Below are 16,925 nucleotides of genomic sequence, written 5' to 3'. Positions count from 1 at the left end.
GACGCAGTATCAGGCCTCGGTAGCGCTCACCGGTGCCGACGCAGCGCTGCTGGCGGGAGCTGCGCTGGGTGCTGGCGCTGCAGTAGCGGCCGGTGCGGCGCTGGCTGTGGGTGCTGCCGGCTTGGCAGCGGCCGGCTTGGCCGGTGCCTTTTTCACCGCAGGTTTTTTCGCAGCAGCAGGCTTTGCCGCAGGCTTGGCAGCAACGGGTTTGGCTGCAGGTTTCGCCGCGGGTTTGGCCGCCGCAGTCTTGGCCGCGGGTTTGGCCGCCGCCGTTTTTGCTGCAGGCTTGGCAGCTGCCTTGGCCAGCGGTTTGGCTGCAGTCTTGCTGGCTGCTGGCTTGGCTGCAGCGGCGCGCGACGAGATCGGCGTGACCGAAGCCCCGGTCAGTTTCTCGATCTGCTTGGTCAGGCTATCGACCTGCTGGTGCAGGGCCTTGATTTCGTTCCTGCTTGGCACGCCAAGGCGCGAGATAGCGCTGTTCAGGCGCTTGTCGAAGGCTTCTTCGAGCTCGCTCCACTTGCCCAGTGCACGGTCCTTCACGCCAGAAACACGCGAAGTGGTCGAGGCCTTGGCGTTATCGGCCACATCCTCAGCGGTTTTCTTCGCCTGCTTCTCGGCCTTCTCGCCATCTTTGACCAACGAGTCGAACAGCTTCGGGCCGTCCTGGTCGATCTTCGAATAGATACCCAGCCCTGCCAGCCAGATCTTGCGGGAGTACTTCTCGATCCCGCCGACCCAGGAGCTGCCGTCTTTATCGGAATTCTTCTTGCCAGCCATCCTGCTCTCCTTATGGTTTGTGCGCGACGCGCTCGAGCAGCTCATGCAGCTGTTCAAGCTTGATGGACAACGCCTCAACGTCATGTTTAGACGGAATGCCGAGGCGATTCAAGGCGCGACCGACCCGCGCGTCGAAAGCCTTCTCGATCTTGTCGAGTTGTACTTCGACCTTGCCACGTACGCGGCTGACTTCTTCGGCCGCTTCGTCGATCTGGTTGTTGGCGGCATCGAGTTCTTTGTCGATGCGCTTCTTGCCACGCTTCTCGACCCCTTCACCGGCCTTTACCAGCTCCTGAAAGTAGTCCGAACCCTCCTGGCCAACCCGGGCATAAGCGCCGATGCCTGCCAGCCAGATCTTGCGCGCATAGCCGCGCACTTCGCCCAGCGTGCTTTGGGCGTCTTCCTTTTTCTTCACTGTTACTTTAGCCATGTTCTGTACCTCATGCTCACGAGTGGAGAGGAACCGCCCATGGAGGTGGGCTTGAGCATAAGTTAGAGACAGAAATTAGAATCTTCACCCTAAGCAGAGGCAGTACATGACTGCCCGTTGCAACCGATCTCCATATCCTGCGCGCTTCGTCCAATGTACCCGGGCGTGCGACGTATTTACCTCACCCGGTAACCTCGCCGCCTCTAGTGTTCGCGCTCATTTGCAAACTGGAGCTCGACTTGCATGGCGGTATCGCCCTCGAACATCACCTATCGGCAGCTGGTGGCCAGCCGCTTCGCCGAACGCCCGACACTACGCCGCCTGCTGGCTGACGAAGGTTTCAGCGTGCTTGCCGACCGCTACCCGTGGATCGTTCGCAACTATCCGCACCTTGAAAGCCTGGAGCGGTTCACCGTACTCAGAGCAGAACCATCCTTGCCGCCAGAGCAGCCGCTGGTGCCACTGCTGCTGGAGCACTACCTGAGCGGCCGCCCCATGGACCTGGGCGCAGGGGATCAACTCAGCATCGCCCCACCGCAGCCCTTCTACCCCCAGGAGCAAGGCGCCAACCCTGCCGACCAGCCCAGAATCACGCTTGATATGGCGATGCTCAACCGCGATTTCGACACAGTGCTCGGCGCCCTGGGCGATGCCTTCGAGCAGGCCCAGATCAGCTTCTGGGCTGGCACCGCCGGCGCTTACGAGCGCTCCAACCTGCGCTGGCTGTCGCATGTGCTGAAAGCTTCACTGCTGAACAACGTGGAACGCCAGGGGCTCAATGCCACCGCCAGAGCCAGGCTATATCGCCTGCTGTCGAACGGCACCGACACACCGGTCGTCAGCGCCCTGCAGATATCGCTGGGCCTGCCGGGCAACATCCTGTCGTTCACGCTGGCGGACTTTGTACTGTTCTGGCCCGACCTGGTGCTGTGGTGCAGCCCTTCGGGCAGAGTACGCAGCTATAGGGATGCGACCACATTCGCCAATGCCCTGCGCGATCAGTTGGCCCAAACGTATCGCTTCGACACCTTGCGCTGGGCGCAGCGTCCCTTGCCCGGCGACCCGTTCGAACACCAGGCTACGGCCATGCTCAATGGCATCGTCGAGCGCCTCGGCCACCTGAGGGTGGCGCCCATCAGCTCTGTAGAGGCGCTGGAACACACGCTCGACACCGTTACCAACCCCGCCGCTGGCATTTCCGGCCAGCCAGTGCTGGATCAAGACCAACCGGCAATCGCCTTACCAGGCTGGCTGGCTTCGGCAGACGCCAGCGACCGCCTGCTGTACAGCGCCGCCTTGCTGCAGTTGGGCGCCCGCCAGGCGCAGGCAGGCAGCAAAGGGTCACTGGACGATGTCGAAACGCTTCACGCTTATGCCAGGCGACGCCTGCGCGAACAAATGCAACTCGACCACCCCGACCAGCCACTGCCCGACCCCAACGCGCTGATGATAGAGATCTCCGTTGTCGTGCCTGTGTCATCGACAGGGCCAGCCCAGCTGCCTTACCTCAAAAGCATGTCCCTCACCGAACTGGCCATAGAACGCCTGCACACCGCGTCGAACGAAGTGGCATCGGGCCTGACCTACCAAGGGCGCATACCGGAGCAAGCCTGGATCACCCTCGATTACGTTCAGGCCCTGATCGCTGCGGTCGACATCGGCGGCCAGTATCCGCTGCATGTGGCCGCTCAGCTTCAGGCATTCGAGCATGACCCCGGGCAAGTCCAACGCTTTGCCCAGGAATGGCGCAGTAATCTGGCGTTTTCGGCCCTCAAGGCGAAAATTGCCGGCCAGCTTGGCGAGACGGCCTACCGGGCGATTGCCGAATTTTGCCTGGGCAAAGCACTGCCCTCGACGCCATTGACGGTCTCGGCACTGCTGCTGCGACCGTTCGCAGGCGCCCGCAAGGGCGACACCGTGCATGGCATGTTCCTGCTGCATGTCCAGGCCAGCGCCAGCTATGTACTCTACCGCCCGTTTTTTGCCCAACGCCCTTTGATGGAACAGGCCAGCCTGGATGCGCTGATGGCGCTTATCCGCACGGATGTGCAGTTGCAGCAGGACGTGCTCGACTGGATAGACGATGAAAACCGGCCCGTGTATCAGCACGGTGGCTTCATCCGCCCTCACCTGCACCCGGGCATGTCCAGCCTGGCGCACTGGCTGGGCGGTGGCACCGCGTGGACCGATGACGCGCTGGAATCGCTGCGTACCCCGGTAACGCTGATGCATGAGCCTTGGCGGGGCGACCTGGACATCAAGGTGCACAACGCCAGGGTGCAGGCACTGTTACTGCTTGCCTCGCGTCAGGCGGTCTCGAACTCGCAACAGCGCTGGGCGCTGGCCAGGCAGCTTGGCTGGATGCTGTTCAACGCCACCACGCCATTACTGCGCGGCCCGGCAGCGGTCGTGGCCTGGGTGGTGGCTGCAGTGGCTGCATTGAAAGACGATCTGTCGGCACTCACTCAAGGCACACCCGAGGAAAAGGCCCTGGCAGTCACCGACCTGCTGGCGAATGTCGCCATGTTGCTGATCCATGATGTCGGCAGTGTCACCCCAGAACCCCCTGCGGCCCGGCTGCAAGGCCCGCTGCCATGGCTTGAAGGCCTGGAAGCCCGGCCGGCTGCCGCTGCGCCCTGGCGGGAGGCGCCGGACGAAGGCGCCTGGCAATCGCCGGTTCAGCCCCAACGCCACGTCGCGCTGCTGAACTGGGGCGACAACCAACGCCTGGGCAACCTCCCAGCGCCCACCCGACACGCGCTGGGGCAACTGCAGGCCAACATTTCCCTGGACGGGCTCAAGGTGCAGCGCCAAGGCCGGCTTCGCGGGTTGTATACCCTCGATGACCGCTACTTCGTCAACTTGCACGGGGCTGCCTACGAGGTGCAGGAAAGCGAAACAGGCCTGCGAATCATCGGCCCGCCGCAAAACATGGATGAATGGCAAAGCCGGTGGGGTGGCAACCCGGACGGCTACCATATCGTTGGCCGCCAACGCCGTTACGGCCCCTGGCTGACACGCTGGAACGATACCTGGGTACTGGACCTCGCCCTGGCTGGCGGCATGCCCAGAACCCGGCAGCAAGTCGTCGCGCAGAATCAGCAGCAGTTCGACAGCCTGAACCAGGCGGTGGCTACCCACCACGCCGCGCTGAAGAAGATCAAACCGCTGCTGGAGTCGAACCAGCGATTGATGGCCGACTACGATGCCGATGCCAATGCCTTCGGGCACGCCTTGGCCAGGGCAGGGGGCCCGGCAGCCATGGACGAACAGCTGCAGCAACGAAACCAGGCCCTGACTGCCCAGCGCCAGGCGCTTATGCCGCAGATCCGCACGATATCGCTGTGCCTGGAAAAACAGGCGTCATTGCTGCAAACCAGTGCCTCCCTCCTGCGCCAACTGATCGAGCCGCGGTTCGCCAGGCTGGACCGGCACGGCAGCGCCAGGCGCAGCCTGGGTGTACTTTGCGAAACATTCGTCGAGAACGACATACTGTTGCTTCGCCGTCTGCTGGAACAAACGGACCACAACAGCATCGAGCAACGCTCCGTCGGCCTGAGCAAACTGCCCGTGACCGACGAACAAATACAACGCCATGTTTCGCTTCGCCAGGCCATGCAGGACACGCTGGGCATCGTCAACCGCCTGCTCACGGTCAGTGAGCGGCTAGACAACCTCTTGCCGCAGATACTGGATGACCCGCTGATCACCTTCCAGAACAAGGACAAGAAAGCCAGGATCGAAGAGGCCGTGGCGCTGCGCCCCTATTCAACCTTGATCATTCGCGCGCAGAAGCTGAGCGACATGGCAAACCTGTTGCTGGACAAGACGCGCCTGACCGAGCAAGCGGCCGTCGATCTTCTGCCCTTGCAGCAAGCGCTGGACAGCAAGCAGTTCTCACAGACCATCTGGACACATGATGGCATCGCCACGGCAAACCTGCCCCAGGAAGAGCAGGCAGGCTTGCTCGGCGATGCATTACGCGAGTATCAGACCACGCTCGGCAAGGCCCAGTACCTGCAGTCGTTCGATCACCCGGCCATCGACCAGGCCATGCTGCAAGGGTACATCGAGGAATTGTCGACACTGGTGCACATCACTGAAGCGCAGCTTGCCAGTGCCCTGGTGAACGTGGACAGCGGCGCAAGCCCCGCCCCCGCTCCAGTGCTGCACCGTGTACACCCTCGCAAGAACACGGTCATCAGGACGGCGCAAGGTCGCCGGCTGCTGGTCGACCGTGCACAAGGCAGCAACCGAGCGGTGCAACACGACCCCGTCACTCAGCAACCTGCCAGCACGTTCGAACAGCGCGACGGCGAGTGGTATGAGCTGCCGCCGGAGCAGCCTTCGGTGGCCCTTAACACCTCCGAACTGCGCCAACGCGCCACCAGCCTCCTCGCCAGCCGTGACGAGCGCATCGCCAAGGCCGCACGTCACATCAACGAGCCGAATGCCCTGTCCAACCTCATGGACTGGCATATCGAAGACATGCTTGAGATCGCCGTCAAACTCAAGGCCATCAAGGGCGATCCCCGGCTGGCCGCATTGAGCAGCGAACTGCAGGAAGCGATAACCTACGTGCGGGCAGAGAAACAACGGCTGCTGACCCAGTCCTACCTCACCACGCAACACCCCGATGCCGCTGCATTGCGCTACCTGCATGAACGGCAGCGCCTGCAGATCACGCCAACGGTGGCGAGAAAACCGACGCGCCGTGCGAGTGACTTCCTGGACGTGTATGAAATCCGAGACACCCATGCGCCCGCCAAAGTGCTGTGGGAGGCGCACTTTCATTACCGCAGCCAGCAGGCCAGCGCCCGCGACTTCGCCAAGGGCCACTTGAAATTCTGGGAGCCCCGGAGCCTGGAGCGAGAGGAACAACTCAAGCACGCCACCACCGCCGAACGGATCAAGATCTACCGCGGCGATCTGAAGCTCGAAGATGTGGTCGGCATCGTACCGTTTCCGGCCGATTGAGCGTGCCACGGGCCGACCTCGGTCGGCCCGTCAGGCTCAGGCCAGCGCCTTGTCCAGCGCCCGCTCGATTTCACCCTTGATGGTGCCGCTCATCATCGACAGCATCATGCCCAGTTTCAGGTCCACACGGATGCTGTCTTCGCCAATGTGCACACTGCCGTTGGCGCCGCTGCGGGCGACGTCCACCCGGTCACCGTTCCAGGTGGCCTTGAGGTCGTATTCACGGCTCAGTTTTTCCACCAGCGTTTGAGCCTTGGCACGGGCCGCCTCGCGACCGAGGGTGTGTTTGCGTTCGACGCTGATCTGAGTCATACGGGTGTTCCTGGATATGAAGACATAATTGGCATTATGCCCGCCCCCGCCGCACGGTACACCCTGCCAAGACAAATGCGCCCATTCGCCCTAGAATGGCGATAATTTTTTCCGGTGAAGCGATATGAACGACCAGCGCAAAGGCGAACACGCCGAACCCACCACCCATTTCGGTTACCAGGATGTGCCCGAGAGCCAGAAGGCGAAGAAAGTCGCCGAAGTGTTCCACTCGGTGGCTGCCAAGTACGACCTGATGAACGATGTGCTTTCCGGCGGCATGCACCGCCTGTGGAAGCGCTTCACCATCGAGCTGTCAGGTGTGCGTAGCGGCAATCGGGTGCTGGACATCGCCGGCGGCACGGGTGATCTGGCTGCCAAGTTTTCGCGCCTGGTCGGCCCTACCGGCCAGGTGGTGCTCGCCGACATCAACGACTCGATGCTCAAGGTCGGCCGCGACCGCCTGCTCGACCGCGGTGTTGCCGGCAACATCGAGTTCGTCCAGGCCGACGCCGAGAAGCTGCCATTCCCGGACAACCACTTCGACTGTGTGACCATCGCCTTCGGCCTGCGCAACGTCACCCACAAGGACGAGGCCATCCGCTCGATGCTGCGTGTGCTCAAGCCGGGCGGGCGCCTGTTGATCCTGGAGTTCTCCAAGCCGACCAACAAACTGATGTCCAAGGCCTACGACGCCTACTCGTTCGCCTTCATGCCCCTGGCCGGCAAGCTGATCACCAATGACTCCGAGAGCTATCGTTACCTCGCCGAGTCGATCCGCATGCACCCCGACCAGGAAACCCTGAAGGCCATGATGGTCGATGCCGGTTTCGACCGGGTCACCTACCACAACATGACCAGCGGCATCGTCGCCGTGCACCGGGGAATCAAGCCCTGATGTTGCTGGCAGGGCTGCTCGCCAGCGTCGAACATGGCCTGAACCGCGTCCTGCGCCTGGACAGCACGGCATTGCCGCGGCTGGGTGCGCTGGAAGGCAAGGTCATCGAAATCGATTGTCGCCAGCCGGCCCTGCAAGTGTTCATCCTGCCCGATGAACAGGGCCTGATGCTTGCCGCACACTGGCAAGGCGAGGTCGACTGCAGCCTGCGCGCGCCGGCCGGTAGCCTGCTGCAACTGGCCGTGGCCAAGGACAAGACCGCTGTGCTGCATAGCCCTCAGGTCGAACTGCATGGCGACACTGCCGTGCTGCTCGACCTGTTCGGCATACTGCAGGACCTGGAACTGGACTGGGAGCACGAACTGCAGCGCTGGCTCGGCCCGGTCCCCACTTCGCTGTTCGCCGGCCACGTGCGCCTGCGTGCACGCTGGACCCGCCAAGGGCTGGCACGCTTCAGCCAGAACCTGTCCGAGTACCTGGCCGAAGAGTCGCGCACCCTGGTAGGCAAGCGCGAAGCTGAAGCTGCCTTCATCGAGCTAGACACCCTGAAGGTCGATACAGAACGCCTCGAGGCGCGCCTGCAGCGCCTCTCCCGATCCCTTGATACCAGCGATAACGCATGAAGCTGCTCGCCGTCCGTCGTCTCTTTCGCATCCAGCGCGTGGTGATCCGCTACCGCCTCGATGACTTGCTCTTCGACCTACCACTGCCGTGGTGGCTGCGCAGCCTGCGCCTGCTGATGCCGTGGCGTTGGTTGCGTCGCGGGCACTCCGAACTCAGCCGGGGGGCCCGTCTGCGCCTGGCGCTACAGGACCTGGGGCCGATATTCATCAAATTCGGCCAGTTGCTGTCCACCCGCCGCGACCTGCTGCCCACCGACATCGCCGATGAGCTGATGCTGCTGCAGGACCGTGTACCCCCGTTCGACCCGAAACAAGCCGTGGCGCTTATCGAAAGCCAGCTTGGCGCCAAGGTGGGTGAAGTGTTCAGCCGCTTCGACGTCGAACCGCTGGCCTCCGCCTCGGTGGCCCAGGTGCATGCCGCGCGCCTGAAGACCGGCGAGGAAGTGGTGGTCAAGGTCGTGCGCCCTGGCCTCAAGCCGGTGATCGCCCAGGACCTTGCCTGGCTGTTCCTGATCGCCAAAGGCGCCGAGCGGGCTTCGGCCGATGCCCGTCGCCTGCACCCGGTGGAAATCGTCGGCGACTACGAAAAAACCATCTACGACGAGCTCGACCTGCTCCGCGAGGCGGCCAACGCCAGCCAGCTGCGGCGCAACTTCGAAGGCTCGGAGCTGATGTACGTGCCCCAGGTCTACTGGGACCTGTGCCGCCCCAAGGTGCTGGTGATGGAGCGCATCTACGGCGTGCCAGTGACCGACATGGCCACCCTGGCAGACCAGCGCACCGACATGAAACTGCTGGCCGAGCGCGGAGTGGAGGTGTTTTTCACCCAGGTGTTCCGCCACAGTTTCTTCCATGCCGACATGCACCCCGGCAATATCTTCGTCAGCACCGTCAAACCGTGGAGCCCTCAGTACATCGCCATCGACTGCGGGATCGTCGGCAGCCTCACCGCCGAAGACCAGGACTACCTGGCGCGCAACCTGATCGCCTTCTTCAAGCGCGACTACCGCCGCGTCGCCGAGCTGCACATCGACTCGGGCTGGGTACCGGCGCATACCAAGGCCAATGAATTCGAAGCGGCCATCCGTACCGTGTGCGAGCCGATCTTCGAAAAACCGCTCAAGGACATTTCCTTCGGCCAAGTGCTGATGCGCCTGTTCCAGACAGCCCGGCGCTTCAACATGGAAGTCCAGCCGCAGTTGGTGCTGCTGCAGAAGACGCTGCTCAACATCGAGGGCCTGGGCCGCCAGCTGTACCCTGACCTTGACCTGTGGAGCACCGCCAAACCGTTCCTGGAACGCTGGATGCGCGAGCGCTACAGCCCCAAGGCCATGTTCGGCAACCTGTACAGCCAGGCCGAACAGCTGCCGCACCTGGCCGGCATGACCCGCGACCTGCTCGAACGTCTTTCCCAGCCGCACCTGCACGACCCGCAGCTGCCCGAGCGGCGTCGCCAGGGCGACCGCTGGGCGCTGCGCCTGCTCGGGGCCGGCCTGCTGGGCGGCGGTGCGGTGCTGGCCGCAGGCGCCGCCGAGGCCGCCAGCCTGGCCGCCCCGGCCGCCTGGCCGGCGTGGCTGATGCTGGCAGCCGGCCTTTACCTGATCGTGCGCCAATAGCCAGCCGCGCTGCTGGCTGGCACACTAGCGCAAAGGGCCCGGCACAGAAGCGGGCCCGGTTTTGGAGTCGACGATGAAAGAGTGGCTGGACGAGATCAAGTGGAACAGCGATGGCCTGGTACCGGCGATCGCTCAGGACCACAAGACCGGACGCGTACTGATGATGGCCTGGATGAACCGCGAATCGCTGGTACTCACTGCCGCCGAGCAACGCGCCATCTACTGGTCGCGCTCGCGTGGCAAGCTATGGCGCAAGGGCGAGGAATCGGGGCATGTGCAGAAGCTGCACGAAATGCGCCTGGACTGTGATGCCGACGTGATCATCCTGATGGTCGAGCAACTGGGCCATATCGCCTGCCATACCGGCCGTGAAAGCTGCTTCTACCGCGTCTTCGAAGACGGCCAGTGGAAAACCGTCGATCCGGTGTTGAAAGACCCGGATGCCATCTACAACGCAGGACACTGACATGAGCGACACCCTCAACCGCCTGGCCGAAGTGCTCGAAGAACGCAAGCAAGCGGCCCCCGACAGCTCCTACGTCGCCAGCCTGTACCACAAGGGCCTGAACAAGATTCTCGAAAAGCTCGGCGAAGAGTCGGTCGAGACCATCATTGCTGCCAAGGACGCTGCGGTCAGCAAGGATTACAGTGATGTCATCTATGAAACCGCCGACCTGTGGTTTCATAGCCTGGTCATGCTCAGTGCATTGGGCCAGCATCCACAAGCCGTGCTCGATGAGCTGGAGCGCCGCTTCGGCCTGTCCGGGCACGATGAAAAGGCCGCTCGCGGGCCTTCGGCCTGACTCAATAGCATTCTAGGAGAGCACCATGGGTATTTTTGACTGGAAACACTGGATCGTCCTGCTGGTCGTCGTCGTCCTGGTGTTCGGCACCAAGAAGCTGAAGAACTTCGGCAGTGACCTTGGCGAATCGATCAAGGGCTTCCGCAAAGCCATGAACGAAGAAGAAAGCAAACCCGCCGAGCAGACCCCACCGCCTGCCCAGCCGGTACCGCCCGTGCAGAACACCGCACAACAACCACAGGGCCAGACCATCGAGGGCCAGGCCCAGCCGGTCCAAGAGCCGCAGCGGAAAGACTGAGCCATGTTCGGCATGAGTTTCAGCGAGTTACTGCTCGTCGGCCTGGTAGCGCTGCTGGTGCTCGGCCCCGAGCGCCTGCCCGGTGCCGCGCGTACTGCGGGGCTGTGGATCGGCCGGCTCAAACGAAGCTTCAATTCGATCAAGATGGAAGTCGAGCGCGAAATTGGCGCCGATGACATCCGCCGCCAGTTGCACAACGAGCACATCATGCAGATGGAACAGGAAGCCAAGCGCATCCTCAACCCGCTGACGCCGCCTGCCCCGCCACCCGCTGCAGGGGCCACCGAGCAGCCCGTTGCCACGCCAACGTCGGCACCGGTAGCGCCTGCCCCTGCACCTGGGCAGCCCGAACAGTCTCAACCGCCGCGAGCCCCATGAGCGAAAAACCGCAAGACGACCAGCCCATGCCGCTGGTCTCGCACCTGACCGAACTGCGCACCCGCCTGCTGCGCTGCGTGGCTGCCATCTTCCTGATCTTTGCCGGGCTGTTCTCCTTTGCCCAGCAGATCTACACCTTGGTCTCGGCACCACTGCGCGAACACCTGCCGGCCAACGCAACGATGATCGCCACCGACGTGGCCTCGCCGTTCTTGACGCCGTTCAAGCTGACCATGATCGTTTCGCTGTTCCTGGCGATCCCGTTCATCCTGCAGCAGATCTGGGGTTTCATCGCCCCGGGCCTGTATCGCCACGAAAAGCGCATCGCCATCCCCCTGCTGGTGTCGAGCATCTTCCTGTTCTACGCCGGCATGGCCTTCGCCTACTTCCTGGTGTTCCCGTTGATCTTCGGCTTCTTCGCCAGCGCCACGCCGGAAGGCGTTTCGATGATGACCGACATTTCCAGCTATCTGGACTTCGTCATGACGTTGTTCTTCGCCTTCGGCGTTGCCTTCGAGATCCCGGTCGCGGTGGTGCTGCTGGTGTGGATCGGCGTGGTCGACGTGCAATACCTGAAGAAAATCCGCCCCTACGTGATCATCGGCTGTTTCGTGGTCGGCATGATCCTGACCCCGCCCGACATCTTCTCGCAGACCTTGCTCGCCGTGCCGATGTGGCTGCTGTTCGAGATCGGCGTGCTGTGCGGCAGCCTGATCCGCAAGCGCAGCCATGCCGAAGACGAAGCGGCAAACGACCATAACGACCAGCCGCCAGCGACCCAGCCGTGAATCTTTTGCTTCTTGAAGAGGCCGACTTCGTGTCGGCCGACCGCGTCGTCCTTGCCGATCGGCGCTTCACCCATATGCAGGAAATTCACCGCGTGGTGGTCGGCGACAGCCTGCGCGTAGGCCGCATCAATGGCCTGATGGGCACCGCTACCGTGGTACGCCTGGCACAGCACGAAGCCGAGCTTGAAGTCGGCTTCGACCAGCCGCCGCCGGCCAAGCTGCCGCTGACGCTGGTGCTTGCCGTGCCGCGGCCGAAAATGCTGCGCCGGCTGTTCCAGACCGTCGCCACGCTGGGCGTACAGCGGTTGATCCTGGTCAACAGCTACAAGGTCGAGAAAAGCTTCTGGCAGACGCCGTTCCTGAGCCCCGAGAGCATCCGCGACAACCTGATACTGGGCCTGGAACAGGCCCGCGACACGGTGCTGCCCGAGGTGCTCATCGAAAAACGCTTCAAACCGTTCGTCGAAGACCGCCTGCCCGCGATCGCCGACGGCACCTTAGGCCTGGTCGGCCACCCCGGCCCCTACCCCGCCTGCCCGCGCGCCGTCGAAGGCCCGGTAACACTGGCTATTGGCCCCGAAGGTGGCTGGATCCCGTACGAAGTCGAGCTGCTGGACAAGGCAGGGCTCGCGCCAGTACAGCTCGGTGACCGCATCCTGCGTGTGGAAACCGCCGTAACAGCCTTGCTCTCAAGGATTTTCTGACAAACGGGTCAGGTTTTTCCCATCAAGTTTCCCCGGCGCAGGCCGATGCCTAGGCAACACAACAATAATCCGTGCTGCCAAGTTTACCGGGGAGTCGAACATGTTCCGATGGATTACCGAAACGCTGGGAAATGTGAGCGTCAATCGCAAGTTGGGGCTGGGCTTTGGCCTGGTACTGTTACTGACCCTGGCCATCACCTTCACAGGCTGGCAAGGCATGGACAGCATCATCGACCGTGGTGACAAGCTGGGCAATATCTCGGTCATCAGCCAAGGCACCCAGGAACTGCGCATCGCGCGCCAGCACTACCAGCGCGAACGCAGCGAAGCGGCGATCGGCGAACTGGAAAAAACCCTCGCTGGCCTCGACCGCCAGATCAGCCTGATGCTCGGCCAGATCGAACAGCCCGTCGATCATCAGCGCCTGCAGCGACAGCAGGAGGCGGTGCGCAAATACCAGCAAGCTTTCGCCGACCTCAAGCAGGCCGGGCAACGCCGCGAAGCCAGCCGAAGCGTACTGGGTGACAGCGCCGACAAGGCAGCCGCACTCATCAGCAAGGTGCAGGAACGCCTGCTGCAAGCCGGCGACATCACGCCCTATCAGAGCACGGTAGAGGTCAGTGCCCTGCTCCAGCAAGCACGCTTCCAGGTGCGCGGCTACACCTACAGTGGCGATGCGAACTACCAGCAGACTGCGCTCAACGCCATCGACCAGGCCATGACCAACCTCAAGGCGCTACCCGCCAAGCTGCCCGCCGAATATGCCGCCAGCCTCGACGACTCGTTGTCGGCCCTCGCCGCCTACCGCGATGCGGTCAACCAGTTCGGTAGCGCGCAATTGGCCAGTGATCAGGCCCTGCAGGTGATGACTGATCAAGGCACCGTGCTGATGGATAACAGCCAGAAGATGACGGTTTCACAGACCGAAGTCCGCGATGCAGGCTCGCGCAAGGCAAAGGCCCTGCTTGTCTCAGCCACGGCACTGGCGTTGGTGCTGGGCCTGATCGCGGCCTGGGCCATCACTCGGCAGATCATCGTGCCACTGCGCCAGACACTGGCCGCCGCCGAGCGCGTGGCCAACGGCGACCTGCGCCAGGACCTGCTGGCAACCCGTCGTGACGAGCTGGGGCAGTTGCAGGCCAGCATGCAGCGCATGACCCAAGGCCTGCGTGAACTGATAGGGGGTATCGGTGACGGTGTCACGCAGATCGCCAGCGCCGCCGAAGAGCTTTCGGCGGTAACCGAGCAAACCAGCGCCGGGGTCAGCAACCAGAAGGTCGAAACCGACCAGGTGGCCACCGCCATGAACGAAATGGCGGCCACCGTGCATGAAGTGGCACGCAACGCTGAGCAAGCCTCGGAAGCGGCCCTGATGGCCGACCAACAGGCGCGTGAAGGTGATCGGGTGGTCAGCGAAGCCGTGGCGCAAATCGAGCGCCTGGCCGGTGAAGTGGTCAACTCCAGCGAGGCGATGAACCAGCTCAAGGCCGAAAGCGACAAGATCGGCAGCGTGCTGGATGTGATCAAGTCGGTGGCCCAGCAGACCAACCTGCTGGCGCTGAATGCGGCTATCGAAGCGGCGCGGGCCGGTGAGGCCGGACGCGGCTTTGCCGTGGTCGCCGACGAAGTGCGCAGCCTGGCGCAGCGTACCCAGCAGTCCACCGAAGAGATCGAAGAGCTGATTGCCGGCTTGCAAAGCGGGACCCAGCGAGTGGCCAGCGTGATGGACGCCAGCCGCCAGCTCACCGACAGCAGCGTCGAGCTGACCCGCCGCGCGGGCACTTCGCTGGAGACCATCACCCGGACCGTATCGTCGATCCAGGCGATGAACCAGCAGATTGCCACCGCCGCTGAACAGCAAAGTGCAACCGCTGAGGAGATCAACCGCAGCGTGATCAATGTGCGGGATATCTCCGACCAGACGTCGGCGGCGAGCGAGGAGACGGCCAGCTCCAGTGTCGAGCTCGCGCGGCTGGGCACCCACCTGCAAGACCTGGTAAGGCGCTTCAGGCTGTAAGCCCGTACTGGCCCCATCGCCGGCGATTTGGCCGTGGGGCCAGTGTGAATTCCCAAGCGCGCTGCTGAAATTTCCTACCCAATTCTCAGGTCAAGTCCTACAAGCCTTCCGCCGATGGGCAGGGGTGTCATGCCAGTAAAACGCCGGCATGGCTCCCCTACTCAACTGGATGGAGACTTGCCATGTTCGGCTACCTCAACCGCAGGATTGGCAACATCAGCGTCGGCGCCAAACTCGCTCTGGGTTTTGCCGTGGTACTGCTGCTCACCGTGGCCACTGCCGTCAGCGGCTGGCGCGCCCTGGACGGCGCAATTACGCGCTCCGAGCAGCTCAGCGAAATTGGCCAGATCAATGATCTGGTCAAGGACCTGCGCGCCGAGCGCATCACCTACAGGGTGTTGGCCGATGATGCCAGCAAGGCGCAGATCAGCCGCATCCTGCAACAGCTCGACGCCGGGCTGAGCGCGCTGCAGCAACGCAGCAGCGTCGATGAATCACGCCAGATGCTGACTCAGAAGCTGCAATTGCTGCAGCGCCTTCAGGACAATTTCGCCACCTTGCAACGCACCGTTGAAAGCCGGCGTGGCTTGCGCGAGGCCATGCAGGCGCAAGAGCAGAAGCTCAACGCTGTGATCGACGAACTGGAAACCCAGGCCTTGCTGAAGATGCCTGCCGACAGCCAGCAAAGTGGCCTGCTGGGCCTGATGGACAGCCTCACCCGGCATGTGGACGGCGCCAACCAGCAAAGCCTGGTGCCGGCGTACACCTTCTCGCCGCTGGAGGATTTCAGCAAGGTCGGCCAGGCGGCGCTGGATGCTGCTGACAAAAGCCTCGCTCAACTGATCCAAGCCCTCGCCCCCTTGGGCCTTGCGCGGGCAGTCATGGACCAGCCCGGCGTGGAGCTGGGGAAATACCGCACCAGCCTGGAGCAGTACCGCCGCGCCGCCTTGCGTGTCGAACAATTGCAAAACGACATGGAGCAGATGGGTAACGAACTGCGTGCCGTGAGCCTGGAGCTGGGTCAGAGGAAGGTCGAGCAACGCGACAGCGAAGCACTGGCCGCCCGCTCGCTGCTGACCAGCGTTGCGCTGCTGGCGTTGCTGGTGGGTGTAGCGGCGGGCTGGCTGATCACCTTGCAGATCACCCAGCCGCTACGCCAGACCCTGGCGTTGGCAGCGCGCATTGCCCGGGGCGACCTGAGCCAGGTGGAGCCTGTAGATCGTCGTGACGAAATGGGCCAGTTGCAGGCCAGCATGCAGGGAATGACCTTGAGCCTGCGCGAGCTGATCGGCGGTATCGATCAGGGGGTCGGCCATCTGTCACAGGCCGCCACGCAACTGGCCGCCAGCAGCGAGGACACCAAGCTGCGCATCAGCCAGCAACGCGAGGAAACCGATCAGGTTGCCACGGCCATGAATCAGATGAGCGCCACGGTGCAGGACGTGGCACAGAACGCCGAACAAGCCTCGTTGGCGGCAACCAACGCCGACCAGCAGGCCCAGCAGGGTGATCAGGTGGTGACTGAAGCCATAGGCCGTATCGAGCAACTGGCCAGGCAGATGGACGATTGCCTGGCTGCGATGCAACACCTGGCGGGCGAAAGCCAGCGCATCGGCAGCATTCTCGACGTGATCAAATCGGTCTCCGAGCAAACCAACCTGTTGGCGCTGAACGCCGCCATCGAGGCGGCGCGAGCAGGCGAGGCCGGGCGTGGCTTTGCCGTGGTGGCTGACGAAGTGCGCGGCTTGGCCCAGCGTACGCAGCAGTCGACGGAGGAGATCGAGCAGTTGATCGAAAGCTTGCACAACGGCACCGACGAGGTGACGAGCCTGCTCGACAACAGCAAGCGCCTGACCGAGCAGAGTGTCGAGCTGAGCCGCAAGGCGGGGGATGCGTTGAGCCAGATCACTGATACGGTGTCGAGCATCCAAGGCATGAACCAGCAGATTGCCACGGCGAGCGAGGAGCAGAGTGTGGTGGCCGAGCAGATAAACCGCAGCGTCATCAGCGTGCGCGACGCGTCGGACCAGACCAGTGCAGCCAGTGAACAAACGGCAGCCTCAAGCGGCGAGCTCGAGCAGCTAGGGCAGCAGCTGCGAGGCATGGTCGGCCGTTTCAGCCTTTGAAAGCGGCAAGCTTTAAGCTGCAAGCTGCAAGCTGCAAGCTAAAGCCGAACGCGGTGAACCAGCCATCACCGCTCGGCTTGTAGCTTGTAGCTGCTTCTAGAGCTCTTGGCGCAGGAAGGCCTGGGCCGCGGGAACAAACGGCAGCTTCAAGCTTCAAGCTTCAAGCTAAAGCCGAACGCGG

The 16,925-nt window shown here is 63.0% G+C and carries 14 protein-coding genes and 2 pseudogenes; 12 read left to right on the top strand and 4 right to left on the bottom strand.

The annotated features are described in order from the left end of the window. Positions 1-9: 9 nt before the first annotated feature. The 3 genes and pseudogenes from ACIPZH_RS06760 to ACIPZH_RS06750 all read right to left on the bottom strand — a co-directional run. Positions 10-360: pseudogene (locus tag ACIPZH_RS06760) on the bottom strand (hypothetical protein); the annotation flags it as partial. 30 nt (positions 361-390) lie between these two features. Beyond that, positions 391-777, bottom strand: a pseudogene (locus ACIPZH_RS06755) (phasin family protein); the annotation flags it as partial. A 10-nt stretch (positions 778-787) separates the two neighbouring features. After that, a complete protein-coding gene (locus tag ACIPZH_RS06750) occupies positions 788-1,207 on the bottom strand; it encodes a phasin family protein (RefSeq protein WP_241804085.1) in 420 nt (139 codons plus the stop codon). 243 nt (positions 1,208-1,450) lie between these two features. On the opposite strand from ACIPZH_RS06750, the gene ACIPZH_RS06745 reads away from it, so the two are divergent. Further along, positions 1,451-6,184, top strand: a complete 4,734-nt coding sequence (locus ACIPZH_RS06745) for a hypothetical protein (protein ID WP_400635653.1) — start codon at positions 1,451-1,453, stop codon at positions 6,182-6,184. Positions 6,185-6,220: 36 nt separating this feature from the next. Here the strand turns inward: ACIPZH_RS06745 and ACIPZH_RS06740 are convergent, their stop codons facing one another. Continuing rightward, complete coding sequence (locus ACIPZH_RS06740; RefSeq protein WP_241804087.1) at positions 6,221-6,496, bottom strand: polyhydroxyalkanoic acid system family protein; 276 nt, start codon at positions 6,494-6,496, stop codon at positions 6,221-6,223. A 124-nt stretch (positions 6,497-6,620) separates the two neighbouring features. Between ACIPZH_RS06740 and ubiE the strand changes: the two genes are divergently transcribed. The 11 genes from ubiE to ACIPZH_RS06685 all read left to right on the top strand — a co-directional run bounded on the left by ubiE (position 6,621) and on the right by ACIPZH_RS06685 (position 16,744). Then, positions 6,621-7,391 carry a bifunctional demethylmenaquinone methyltransferase/2-methoxy-6-polyprenyl-1,4-benzoquinol methylase UbiE gene (gene ubiE, locus ACIPZH_RS06735; protein ID WP_012312396.1) on the top strand — a complete coding sequence of 257 codons (771 nt, stop codon included), beginning with the start codon at positions 6,621-6,623 and terminating at the stop codon, positions 7,389-7,391. Then, positions 7,391-8,014, top strand: a complete 624-nt coding sequence (locus tag ACIPZH_RS06730; RefSeq protein ID WP_400635651.1) for an SCP2 domain-containing protein — start codon at positions 7,391-7,393, stop codon at positions 8,012-8,014. Before ubiE ends, ACIPZH_RS06730 begins: the two co-directional genes overlap by 1 nt. Then, the gene (gene ubiB / locus ACIPZH_RS06725; RefSeq protein ID WP_400635649.1) at positions 8,011-9,630 is read left to right on the top strand and encodes a ubiquinone biosynthesis regulatory protein kinase UbiB; all 1,620 of its coding nucleotides are present in this window, start codon (positions 8,011-8,013) and stop codon (positions 9,628-9,630) included. Before ACIPZH_RS06730 ends, ubiB begins: the two co-directional genes overlap by 4 nt. A 73-nt stretch (positions 9,631-9,703) precedes the next feature. Continuing rightward, entirely contained in the window at positions 9,704-10,096 is a 393-nt protein-coding gene (hisI, locus tag ACIPZH_RS06720; protein WP_400624680.1) for a phosphoribosyl-AMP cyclohydrolase, read from the top strand. A 1-nt stretch (position 10,097) separates the two neighbouring features. After that, positions 10,098-10,433, top strand: a complete 336-nt coding sequence (locus tag ACIPZH_RS06715) for a phosphoribosyl-ATP diphosphatase (protein WP_241804091.1) — start codon at positions 10,098-10,100, stop codon at positions 10,431-10,433. 25 nt (positions 10,434-10,458) lie between these two features. Next, complete coding sequence (locus ACIPZH_RS06710; protein WP_241804092.1) at positions 10,459-10,731, top strand: twin-arginine translocase TatA/TatE family subunit; 273 nt, start codon at positions 10,459-10,461, stop codon at positions 10,729-10,731. 3 nt (positions 10,732-10,734) lie between these two features. Then, positions 10,735-11,109, top strand: coding sequence for a Sec-independent protein translocase protein TatB (tatB, locus tag ACIPZH_RS06705; protein ID WP_267820469.1), 375 nt, complete (start codon positions 10,735-10,737; stop codon positions 11,107-11,109). Beyond that, the gene (gene tatC / locus ACIPZH_RS06700) at positions 11,106-11,897 is read left to right on the top strand and encodes a twin-arginine translocase subunit TatC (protein WP_241804094.1); all 792 of its coding nucleotides are present in this window, start codon (positions 11,106-11,108) and stop codon (positions 11,895-11,897) included. The genes tatB and tatC overlap by 4 nt, the downstream gene beginning before the upstream one ends. After that, positions 11,894-12,601 carry a 16S rRNA (uracil(1498)-N(3))-methyltransferase gene (locus ACIPZH_RS06695; protein WP_400635647.1) on the top strand — a complete coding sequence of 236 codons (708 nt, stop codon included), beginning with the start codon at positions 11,894-11,896 and terminating at the stop codon, positions 12,599-12,601. The genes tatC and ACIPZH_RS06695 overlap by 4 nt, the downstream gene beginning before the upstream one ends. 100 nt (positions 12,602-12,701) lie before the next feature. Next, positions 12,702-14,618 carry a methyl-accepting chemotaxis protein gene (locus ACIPZH_RS06690; RefSeq protein ID WP_400635645.1) on the top strand — a complete coding sequence of 639 codons (1,917 nt, stop codon included), beginning with the start codon at positions 12,702-12,704 and terminating at the stop codon, positions 14,616-14,618. A gap of 182 nt (positions 14,619-14,800) precedes the next feature. Beyond that, the gene (locus tag ACIPZH_RS06685; RefSeq protein ID WP_400635643.1) at positions 14,801-16,744 is read left to right on the top strand and encodes a methyl-accepting chemotaxis protein; all 1,944 of its coding nucleotides are present in this window, start codon (positions 14,801-14,803) and stop codon (positions 16,742-16,744) included. The last annotated feature ends 181 nt before the right edge of the window (positions 16,745-16,925 follow it).

This window comes from Pseudomonas sp. NPDC089758 (assembly GCF_044748705.1).
Taxonomy (GTDB): domain Bacteria; phylum Pseudomonadota; class Gammaproteobacteria; order Pseudomonadales; family Pseudomonadaceae; genus Aquipseudomonas; species Aquipseudomonas putida_X.
Note: the sequence above shows the minus strand (reverse complement) of the source record. Positions and strands in the feature narration are given on the sequence as shown.